The sequence below is a fragment of the Floccifex sp. genome (assembly GCF_051873555.1).
Classification (GTDB): Bacteria; Bacillota_I; Bacilli_A; order Erysipelotrichales; family Erysipelotrichaceae; genus Floccifex.
On record NZ_JBJEEY010000078.1, the window covers coordinates 1 to 10,811 of the forward strand.

The window sequence follows — 10,811 nt, forward strand, 5'->3', positions numbered from 1 at the left end:
GAAACCCCCATACCTTTATTAAAAGATATGGGGGTTTGTCAACACTCTGAAAGAAACATTATAGTTTCTTTTTAGTTTGAAGATTGTTGTAATGTCACAGTTACATGCACTTCTTTACCATTGCGAGATACAACCATTTCCACTTCATCTCCAATGTGATGACTTCTTAAAATGGATTTAACTTCAGCAGCTGTTGAAACTTCTTTTCCATCAAAAGAAATAATACGATCATTTTGTTGTAAACCAGCCTTATCAGCGGCACCATTTTCTACAATTTGAACAATGTAGACACCATTTTCATAATTTTTATTATTTGTATCTGTTACATCATATAAACTCACACCCAATACAGGACGAGACGTAATTGAACCATTTTTGATTAATTCATCAATTACATCGATGACATTATCAATTGGAATCGCAAAACCCAATCCTTCAACGCCAGTTGAACTTTCCTTCGCATTGACAATTCCCACTAAATTTCCATTCGAATCAAATAAACCTCCACCGGAATTACCAGGATTAATGGCTGCATCAATTTGAAGTAAAGTCATCATTTCATTTTCAACTGTAATTTCACGCTCTAAAGCCGAAACAATACCTGTTGTTACAGTTCCTCCTAATTCGCCTAAAGGATTTCCGATGGCAACAACTACATTACCAACTTCTAATTCAGAAGACTTACCAAACGTAGCTGGAATTAAATCACTGGCATCGACTTTAATGATGGCAATGTCGGTTTGTGAATCCGTTCCAATTAAGGAAGCATCATATTGAGTTCCATCGCTTGTTTTAACTGTGATTTTATTCGTATTTTCAATCACATGATTATTTGTAACAATATAACCATCTTCACTAATGATAACTCCACTACCAGCTCCTGTAGAAATATATTGACCATAGAAACTATTTCCACTCGAAACTGATTCTGTTGTGATTTCAACGACACTTGGTCCACATTTTTTGGCAATATCACTTACATCATGGATTTCAACATCAGATGATTTACTGGATTGTTGTACAATGGTAACACCTGAACTTGAAGAATTCGCATATTTTCCACTGACAAATCCAATGACAGCGGATAAAACACAACAAATAATAACGGTTAAAACGTTTTGAATTGTATTTTTTCTAAATTTAGGTGGCATTTCTTGCATAATCAATTCCTCCTTTTATTTTATGTAACATAGTATATACCAAAAATATGGGATTAAATAATGAAATGTATCAAATTTTTTTGTTTTTTCACGTGAATTATGTGAAAAATGGAATATATGATATAATACAAAAAACGGAGGACTAAATTGTGAATCAATATGAACCGGAAAGAAAAAAAACAACAAAAGCTTCAAAAACAGATTCAAAAAGAAATCAGAAAAAAGAAAATCAAGAAAATCATAAAGATCATCAAATTTCTGAAAAACTAAATCAATATCATAGAATTTCCATTCATACATGTATTCGATGTGCACAGGCAATGGGAATCCCTTATGATTATGGACAATATATGGCTTTACTCATTCAATCCAGTCCAGAACAAATATTTTTGAATTTAAAGAAAGAATATGATTTGAATATGTATTCATTTGAAAAAGATGGCTATGACATAGATTTAATTTCTGTTATCTTAAATCGAATTCAAAATTCAATGCAAGAAAAATTTTCGTTTGCATCTAATCAACATAATATAAAAGAAGTCATTGAAGAAATATTAAAAGTTTGCAAGCGATTAAATATTCATAAAATAGAAGAAGTGAATCGTAATTTTAAAGTTAATATCATGTCTTTAACACAACAATATATGAAACAAGCCAATACCTGGATTCAATCTATTGAAGATGTAAAAACCTATGAAAAGACTTTGTTTTCTTTATTAGCGCAGTTTAAGGAATTATATAATGAATTTGATGTGAATGCGATTTTAGATGTAGCAGATTTCTATATACTTCAAAATGAAAATAAAACAGGAGATTGTTATTATTCATATGTGATTCGTGATTGCCAAAATAAAGATGAAATCTATTATCGATGGGCTTGTATTTATCAAAAAAATGATGTGGATACATCTCGAATGATTGCTAAAAAAGCATTGCGATTTGTTTTAAACGATTCAAAATATTATTCGAAATTACTCGATATTCTTTTATAAAAAAGTTGAATTTTTATTTATGGATTGGTATGATACTATTACGTTTTTATGGAGGGTAGTATCATGTCCAGTCAAAATAAAATTCCAGAATGGATTATTCAGTGTTTAGATCAATACGGAAACTGTGCTTGTGGTCGTTCCATCACAAAGAAATTAGGTAAAGATAAATTATTAGAGATTTTAGAGCAATTAGGACATCCTTGTACTTTAGAAATTTTATCTGAAAAAGAAGAAGCATATCCAGTAGATGGAACTTATATCTTAACATTAAAGAATCGTGAATTATTAGAAGATGATGAATAGTCATCTTTTTTTATTGACACAAAATACTATATTACATGACTATTTTTTTAATAAAGTATTTCATAAAATAAACATGAAAGGAGATCGTATATGTGTACGAGTTTTGTATTAAATCAAAAAAAAAACACTTGTTGGATGGAATTTAGATTTATCAGGTATGGAATATAGAATATCGAATGAGAAAAAAGGTGTATTCATTGAAATATTTGATTCTAAAGAAGGATGGTTACCTTTATTTGGAGCTAACATACGAAAAGATTTTGTTGGAATGCCAACATGTTGGCCTTTTGATGCTAGAAGCAATCCAAAGGGAAGTGAAAAAAATATACTTTTATTGGATATAGATTTATTAACAATGAAAAAAACATTTCAGGAAATAAAAACAATTGTTGAAAACGAGACAATTTGTTCGGTTCCTGAAGTGACTTTTATGTCTTCTATTTCAAATAAAGAAGGAAATGTATTACATATTATTCCTGGTCAAGGCTATAAATATTATGAAAAACCAAAGTATCAGATTCTAACAAATTATTCGCCATTTAAAATGGATTCTTTACAACATCCATGGATGGGATGGGATCGATACCAGATCGCAAAAGAAATATTGGAAAAGGCCACGGATGAATTTGATGTAGATGATTGTTTTAAATTATTAAAAAAAGTATCACAAGAGGTTTGTCCTACAGTTGTTTCGATGGTATTAGATGTTACAGAAGAAATTGTGTATTGGTGTGAAAATAGAGATTGGTCAAATATAAAGAAAAGAAAACTTGCTTATTGATTCAGCAAGTTTTCTAAACTATTTCGAATGGCTTTGATAAAATCATAAGAATTTAAAACCGTTACATTTTCTAAAGACGTAATCAATGCCAAGTCTTTGGTCATTTGTCCACTTTCAATGGTTTGAATGGTTGCTTGTTCTAACATCTTGGCAAATTCCTGTAAATCCAGATTTCCATCCAATTCACCACGTTTATTTAATGCCCCTGTCCAGGCAAAGATAGTAGCCACAGAATTTGTTGAAGTTTCTTCGCCTTTTAAGTATTTGTAGTAATGTCTTTGCACGGTACCATGAGCGGCTTCGTATTCATATACACCACTTGGTGAAACCAAAACAGAAGTCATCATGGCCAATGAACCAAAGGCACTGGATACCATATCACTCATAACATCGCCATCGTAATTTTTACAAGCCCAGATAAATCCGCCTTCATTTTTCATAACACGGGCAACGGCATCGTCAATTAATGTATAGAAATATGTAATATTGGCTTTTTCAAATTGTTCTTTGTATTCATTGTCATATAAATCCTGGAAAATGTCTTTAAATGTATGGTCATATAATTTTGAAATGGTATCTTTTGTAGAAAACCACAAATCTTGTTTAGTGGCTAAAGCATAATTGAAACAAGAACGAGCAAAAGATGTAATGGATTCATTGGTATTGTGCATACCTTGTATTACACCATTTCCTTTAAATTCATGAATCAATTTTCTTGTTTCGTTTCCATTTTCATCTGTGAAAACAAGTTCAGCTTTACCAGCTGGCACCTTCATTTCGGTATTTTTATAGACATCTCCATAAGCGTGACGTGCTAAAGTGATTGGTTTTTTCCAGTTTTTTACACAAGGTTCAATGCCTTTTACAATAATAGGAGAGCGAAAAACAGTTCCATCCAAAGCTGCACGAATCGTTCCATTAGGACTTTTCCACATTTCTTTTAAATTATATTCACTCATTCTGGCTTGATTTGGTGTGATAGTTGCACATTTTACCGCAACACCATATTTTTGCGTCGCAACAGCAGAATCCATCGTAACTTGATCATCGGTATTGTTTCGATTTTCCAATCCCAAGTCATAATATTCTGTATTTAATTCAATATAAGGTTCTAATAACTCTTCTTTGATCATTTTCCAAAGAATACGAGTCATTTCGTCGCCATCCATTTCCACTAATGGCGTTTGCATTTTAATCTTTTCCATGAATATTCTCCTCTACTTTTTTCATTTCTCCTACATATACATTGGCAGGACGAATTAATTTTCGATCGTTTTGTCTAGACTCTAAATGATGACCAATCCATCCTGAAGTACGTGCAATGGCAAACAATGGCGTAAAAATTTCTTTTCGAAATCCTAACATACGATACGCAAATCCACTATAGAAATCGACATTGGCACAAACCGTAATGCCTTTTCTTTTTTTCATGGTTTCTTTAGCGGCTTGTTCAAATGCTTCTAAGAAATCAAACATTTGCATGCATCCTTTTTCCTGTGCCAACTCTTTGCATTCTTTACGAATGATTTCGGCTCTTGGATCACTTAAAGTATAAATCGCATGACCAATTCCATAGATTAAACCACTGTTATCAAAATAATTTTTATCCAGCATTTTATTGCAAACTTCAGTTAAGACATCGTGATTGGTTGTAAATCCAATATCATTGATTAAATATTCAAATTGTTCATAAACCTTTAAATTTGCACCGCCATGTTTTGGCCCTTTTAAAGAACCAAGAGCTGCAGCAATACAAGAATAAATATCAGTTCCCGTTGTTGAAATAACAACATCCGCAAATGTTGAATTATTTCCACCACCATGGTCGGCATGAACAATTAATAATTTATCGACCAGACTCACTTCTTTTTGCGTATATTTACGATTTTCTCTGGCCATGTAGAGAATGTTCTCCGCAAAACTTTTATCGGGTTTTGGATAGGTTTCCCAGAATGTTTTAGCATGAACATCGGTATAGTAAGAAAAAACAAATAGTGGCATACTTGATAAAATATGAATTCCCTTTAACATACGATGCTCCAATGTATCATTGTCTGGGTTTTCATCCATTCCATAGAGTTTCAAGACACCAATTTGCATCGCATTTAATATGCTGCTTGTTTTATAAGTGAAATCCGTCATTGTGTTTGTGGCTCTTGTTAATAATTCATAATGAAAGGATTCAAGTTCTTCTTTGGTAGGGAGTTCACCAAAAATTAATAAAAACGCAATTTGTTCAAAACCAAATAAATTGTCTTCATCAAAATGAGCCACTAAATCATTGACAGAATATCCACGATAAATCAATTGACCTTCCACACTTGTCTTTCGACCATGAATATCTTTGTATCCAATGACTTGGCTGACTTTGGTGAGTCCAACTTTAACACCCGTTCCATTGTCATTTCGCAGTCCTTGTTTGACACGATAACGAGGATATAGAGATGGCTCAATAAAGTTATCGGGTTCGTGTTGAACATAAATGTCTTGTAAATTTTTCATAACGTCCTCCTTATTTTTTTTCAAGTATATCACAATTCTTTCAAAAATTTTCATTTTTGTGTATAATAGAAAAAAATGTTTGATTTGAAAGGAAATCGTTATGGAAAATTTAACTCAAAAAATTTTACGAGCACACTTAGTGAAAGGTGAAATGATTAAGGGGTCACCTATTGAAATTGTGATGGACCAGACATTAACACAGGATGCCACTGGGACAATGGCTTATATGCAATTAGAAGCCATGGGCATAGATCAAGTAAAAACAGAAAAATCCATTAGCTATGTAGATCATAACACGCTTCAAAGTGGATATATGAATGCCGATGATCATGCATATCTTCAATCGGTTGCTTCTAAACACGGTATTTATTTTTCAAAACCCGGAAATGGAATTTGTCATCAAGTTCATCTGGAACGTTTTGCTAAACCAGGAAAAACATTAATTGGTTCGGATTCACATACACCGACTTCTTCGGCCATGGGTATGATTGCCATTGGTGCTGGGGGATTGGATGTAGCCAAAGCAATGGCTGGTATTCCTTATCGATTGGTGATGCCAGAAGTCATTAATATTGAATTAACAGGGAAATTAAAACATGGTGTCAGTGCCAAAGATATTATTTTAGAAGTATTGCGCCAATTAACTGTAAAAGGAGGCGTTTCTAAAGTATTTGAATATTCTGGAGATGCTTTGCAGTATTTAACTGTTTATCAAAGAGCTACGATTACAAACATGGGTGCTGAATTAGGGGCAACAACTTCCATTTTTCCAAGCGATGAAGTTACTCATGCATTCTTAAAACAACAAGGAAGAGAAGAAGACTATGTTTGTATGCAAGCTGATCCGGGTTGTCATTATGATGGAAAAATCACAATTGATTGTTCTTCATTAGTACCAATGGCAGCTTGTCCAAATTCACCAGATGCCGTACAAACTATTGCTTCTTTACAAGGAAAAAAAGTCGATCAAGTCGCCATTGGTTCTTGTACAAATTCTGGATATGAAGACTTAATGAAAGCTGCAAAAATTTTAGAAGGAAAAACCATTGCCGATCATGTCAGCTTAGTGGTTTCACCAGGTTCTCGTCAGGTTTTAATGAAATTAATGGAAAATGGAACATTGAAAACATTTATTCAGGCAGGTGCTCGTATTTTGGAATGTACTTGTGGACCTTGTATCGGAATGGGACAATCCCCAAAAAGTGATGGCATTTCTTTACGAACATTTAATAGAAACTTTTATGGACGATCTGGGACATTAAGTGCTGGTGTATATCTGGTTTCTCCTGAAACAGCAGCAGCCAGTGCGATTGCAGGTGTTTTCTGTGATCCAAGTACGATAGAATACGACGATACAATTGAAGAAAGTCCATATTATGTAGATGACTCCATGATTATTGCACCGAGTCAACACCCAGAACAAGTGGAAATTATTCGTGGACCTAATATTAAGCCACTTCCAGTTAATGATGCGATGAGTAATGTCATTGATAAAAAAGTTGTTATCAAATTAGAAGACAATATTACAACCGATCACATTGCGCCAGCTGGAGCTCGTGTACTTCCTTATCGTTCGAATATTGAAAAACTAAGTGAATTTGTGTTTGAAAACAACATTGAACATTTTGATCAAATTTGTAAAGAAAACAAAGGTGGAATCATTGTTGCCGGGGAAAACTATGGACAAGGTTCTTCTAGAGAACATGCAGCTTTAGCACCTATGTATTTAGGTGTAAAAATGGTCATTGCCAAGAGTTTTGCTCGTATTCATAAAGCAAATTTAGTGAATTTTGGAATTATTCCATGTGAATTTGAAAACAAAGAAGACTATAACAATATTGATTTTATGGATGAATTAGTGATTGAAAATACATATAATTTATCTGAAAATCCAGTCTTAATTGTTCAAAATAAGACAAAGGAAACAACTTTTAAAGTCAATACATCTCTTTCTAATGAAGACATTGAAATCTTAAAAGCAGGAGGCGCGTTAAATTATATACGCAATCAACAATAAGATGATTAAAACAGTGGGAATGATTGGTCGAGGGGCCATTGGAACGTTATATGGAAGCTTATTTCATTCTGTTTTATCCAATGACGAAATGGCTTATATTGTCGACGAAAAAAGAAAAGAAAAATATGAGAATTTTCCTTTAATTTGCAACGGAAAGAAAACAGATTTTAAATATGTGACGAGAGTAGAGGAATTTCAAAAAGTTGATTTGATTTTTATTTCAACAAAATATAGTGGCTTAATGGACTCAATTTCTTTAATGAAAGACTTTTTAAAAAAAGATACAATTATTGTGTCTTGTTTAAATGGCATTTCTTCTGAACAAATATTACGAAAAGCATTTCCCAATCATAAAGTGATTCGTACCATTGTTCAAGGAATGGATTCAACATATTTGAATCATGAAGTGAAATTTACTGTCTTAGGTGAATTATTATTTGGAAAAGAATTTGAAGATGAAAGAGATGCTTGTGAAAAATTAGAACAGTTTTATACTTTTACAAATATTCCATTTCGAAAGTGTGAAAACATTGTATTGGATCAATGGAATAAATTGATGTTTAACTGTGGAATCAATCAAACATGTGCAGCGTATTATTCAACGTATGGAGGATGTAAAGTAAATGGTGTTTTACGAAATGTTTTTGTACAAGCTATGAAAGAAGTGAAAGAAGTCGCTAATGCGTATGGCATTGCATTAACGGATGAACATATTGAAAACTGGAAAAATGTTCTTTCTTCTTTGACAGATGAAGGCATGCCAAGTATGCGACAAGACATTATTGCACATCGCAAAACAGAATTAGATTTATTTTCAGGAACGATTTTACCTTTGGCAAAACAAAAACAAATTTATTGTCCTACGTTAAAGAATCTATATGATTCCATTCTAAAAATTGAAAAAAATTTCAGGTCGTAAAGTAATTCTTTACGACCTTTCATATCAGTTGAATAACTATTTACAGATATCTATAAGTAATAAGAAGAGTACGCACTCCTCATTTTTTTTATCCAAAATATTAATACTTACTTGAATATATAAGTTCATAAAAGAATTTCTCTTATCAGTTGCATACCGTCATTTCTTGTTTTCGCTTTTTTGGGAAAGAAAAAAATTATGTATTGAAACCAAATGAAAGAATTGTATAAAAAGAAGAAATTAATATAAATGTAAGCGCTTGAAAAAAATACATGAAAACTTTATGAAAAACTCGTTGATTTTAGTTGCTAAAACAAATATAATTTGTAGGAAATGTGAATTTTTGGTCATGATATTATGGCTTAGATTTACTTTGAAAGTGAGGAAAAGGAAATGAGTACAATTGATTTAACTAAATACGGAATTACAGGTACAACTGAAATTGTTTACAATCCTACTTATGAACAATTGTTTGAAGATGAAACAAAATCAGATTTAGTTGGTTATGAAAAAGGTGTAAATACGGAATTAGATGCGGTTAATGTCATGACTGGTATTTATACAGGTCGTTCGCCTAAAGACAAATATATCGTTATGGATGAGAATTCAAAAGATACTGTATGGTGGACAAGTGAAGACTATAAAAACGACAACCATCCAATGTCTGAAAGTACTTGGAAAACAGTAAAAGAAATTGCGGTGAATGAATTATGCAATAAAAAATTATATGTTGTTGATGCTTTCTGTGGAGCCAATAAAGACACTCGTATGGCCATTCGTTTCATTATGGAAGTGGCTTGGCAAGCACATTTTGTTAAGAATATGTTCATTCAGCCAACAGAAGAAGAATTAAAAGATTTCGAACCTACTTTCGTTATCTACAATGCTTCTAAAGCAAAAGTAGAAAACTATGAAGAATTAGGATTGAATTCACAAACTTGTGTTGCCTTCAATATCACAAGCCATGAACAAGTTATTATCAATACTTGGTATGGTGGAGAAATGAAAAAAGGTATGTTCTCAATGATGAACTATTACTTACCTTTACAAGGAATTGCTTCTATGCACTGTTCCGCAAATACAGATATGAACGGAGAAAACACTGCTATTTTCTTTGGATTGTCTGGAACAGGAAAAACAACTTTATCAACAGATCCAAAACGTTTATTAATTGGAGATGACGAACATGGTTGGGATGACAATGGAGTATTCAATTTTGAAGGTGGATGCTACGCTAAAGTTATCAACTTAGACAAAGAATCTGAACCAGATATCTACAATGCGATTCGTCGTGATGCTTTATTAGAAAATGTTACAGTCGATGGAAATGGAAAAATTGATTTTGCGGATAAATCTGTAACAGAAAATACACGTGTTTCTTATCCAATCAATCACATTGAAAACATTGCTTCAAAAGTAAATGGTGTTTCAAGTGGTCCAGCTGCTAAAAACGTAATTTTCTTATCTGCAGATGCCTTTGGAGTATTACCTCCAGTATCTGTATTAACACCAGAACAAACACAATACTATTTCTTATCTGGATTTACAGCTAAATTAGCTGGTACAGAACGTGGAATCACAGAACCAACACCTACTTTCTCGGCATGTTTTGGACAAGCTTTCCTTGAATTGCATCCAACAAAATATGCGGAAGAATTAGTGAAGAAAATGGAAAAGAGTGGAGCAAAAGCTTACTTGGTTAATACAGGATGGAATGGAACTGGAAAACGTATTTCTATCAAAGATACTCGTGGAATTATTGATGCAATCTTAAATGGAGACATTCAAAATGCACCAACAAAAACAATTCCATATTTCAACTTTGAAGTACCAACTGAATTACCTGGTGTAGATGCAAATATTTTAGATCCTCGTGATACATATGCTGATGCAAGTGTATGGGAAGAAAAAGCTAAAGATTTAGCAGCTCGTTTCAATAAAAACTTTGTGAAGTATACAACAAACGATGCTGGAAAAGCGTTGGTTAAAGCAGGTCCTCAACTTTAATTAAAAAAACAGTCTTTGACTGTTTTTTTTCTTTCTGACAAGAATAATGACAAATTAAGGCATATAATAAAGGTATGGAGCTAACTATATAAAATTCAAGTATTTTTTATGAAAAAGTTTGAAAATATAA

At 32.5% G+C, this 10,811-nt stretch carries 9 protein-coding genes; 6 read left to right on the forward strand and 3 right to left on the reverse strand.

The genetic code is table 11. The features are described 5' to 3' along the window. Positions 1–71 precede the first annotated feature (71 nt). Entirely contained in the window at positions 72–1,160 is a 1,089-nt protein-coding gene (locus ACI32A_RS04520; protein WP_439753840.1) for a S1C family serine protease, read from the reverse strand. 149 nt (positions 1,161–1,309) lie between these two features. Between ACI32A_RS04520 and ACI32A_RS04525 the strand changes: the two genes are divergently transcribed. The 3 genes from ACI32A_RS04525 (at position 1,310) to ACI32A_RS04535 (ending at position 3,236) form a co-directional block, all read left to right on the forward strand. Then, positions 1,310–2,152: a hypothetical protein gene (locus tag ACI32A_RS04525; RefSeq protein WP_439753841.1), complete on the forward strand. Its 843-nt coding sequence runs from the start codon at positions 1,310–1,312 to the stop codon at positions 2,150–2,152. A 48-nt stretch (positions 2,153–2,200) separates the two neighbouring features. Further along, positions 2,201–2,455 (forward strand): hypothetical protein, encoded by a 255-nt coding sequence (locus ACI32A_RS04530; protein WP_439753842.1) that lies wholly within the window; start codon positions 2,201–2,203, stop codon positions 2,453–2,455. A 157-nt stretch (positions 2,456–2,612) separates the two neighbouring features. Continuing rightward, positions 2,613–3,236: a hypothetical protein gene (locus ACI32A_RS04535; protein WP_439753843.1), complete on the forward strand. Its 624-nt coding sequence runs from the start codon at positions 2,613–2,615 to the stop codon at positions 3,234–3,236. Here ACI32A_RS04535 and ACI32A_RS04540 read toward each other — a convergent pair. Beyond that, on the reverse strand, positions 3,230–4,441 hold the full coding sequence (locus tag ACI32A_RS04540; protein ID WP_439753844.1) for an NADP-dependent isocitrate dehydrogenase: 1,212 nt from the start codon (positions 4,439–4,441) through the stop codon (positions 3,230–3,232). The genes ACI32A_RS04535 and ACI32A_RS04540 overlap by 7 nt on opposite strands. Then, positions 4,428–5,738 carry a citrate synthase gene (locus tag ACI32A_RS04545; protein WP_439753845.1) on the reverse strand — a complete coding sequence of 437 codons (1,311 nt, stop codon included), beginning with the start codon at positions 5,736–5,738 and terminating at the stop codon, positions 4,428–4,430. Before ACI32A_RS04545 ends, ACI32A_RS04540 begins: the two co-directional genes overlap by 14 nt. A 100-nt stretch (positions 5,739–5,838) precedes the next feature. Here ACI32A_RS04545 and ACI32A_RS04550 point away from each other — a divergent pair, with 100 nt between their 5' ends. The 3 genes from ACI32A_RS04550 to pckA all read left to right on the forward strand — a co-directional run bounded on the left by ACI32A_RS04550 (position 5,839) and on the right by pckA (position 10,681). Next, positions 5,839–7,755 carry an aconitate hydratase gene (locus tag ACI32A_RS04550; protein WP_439753846.1) on the forward strand — a complete coding sequence of 639 codons (1,917 nt, stop codon included), beginning with the start codon at positions 5,839–5,841 and terminating at the stop codon, positions 7,753–7,755. Between the two features lies 1 nt (position 7,756). Beyond that, positions 7,757–8,674: a ketopantoate reductase family protein gene (locus ACI32A_RS04555; RefSeq protein WP_439753847.1), complete on the forward strand. Its 918-nt coding sequence runs from the start codon at positions 7,757–7,759 to the stop codon at positions 8,672–8,674. A 393-nt stretch (positions 8,675–9,067) separates the two neighbouring features. Continuing rightward, a complete protein-coding gene (gene pckA, locus ACI32A_RS04560) occupies positions 9,068–10,681 on the forward strand; it encodes a phosphoenolpyruvate carboxykinase (ATP) (RefSeq protein ID WP_439753848.1) in 1,614 nt (537 codons plus the stop codon). Positions 10,682–10,811: the final 130 nt, after the last annotated feature.

Excerpts from the sequence above, each read along its gene's own strand:
- ACI32A_RS04520 (WP_439753840.1), bottom strand. The coding sequence starts at position 1,160 with ATGCAAGAAATGCCACCTAAATTTAGAAAAAATACAATTCAAAACGTT.
- ACI32A_RS04530 (WP_439753842.1), top strand. The coding sequence starts at position 2,201 with ATGGAGGGTAGTATCATGTCCAGTCAAAATAAAATTCCAGAATGGATT.
- ACI32A_RS04535 (WP_439753843.1), top strand. The coding sequence starts at position 2,613 with ATGGAATATAGAATATCGAATGAGAAAAAAGGTGTATTCATTGAAATA.
- ACI32A_RS04540 (WP_439753844.1), bottom strand. The coding sequence starts at position 4,441 with ATGGAAAAGATTAAAATGCAAACGCCATTAGTGGAAATGGATGGCGAC.
- ACI32A_RS04545 (WP_439753845.1), bottom strand. The coding sequence starts at position 5,738 with ATGAAAAATTTACAAGACATTTATGTTCAACACGAACCCGATAACTTT.
- ACI32A_RS04550 (WP_439753846.1), top strand. The coding sequence starts at position 5,839 with ATGGAAAATTTAACTCAAAAAATTTTACGAGCACACTTAGTGAAAGGT.
- ACI32A_RS04555 (WP_439753847.1), top strand. The coding sequence starts at position 7,757 with ATGATTAAAACAGTGGGAATGATTGGTCGAGGGGCCATTGGAACGTTA.
- pckA (WP_439753848.1), top strand. The coding sequence starts at position 9,068 with ATGAGTACAATTGATTTAACTAAATACGGAATTACAGGTACAACTGAA.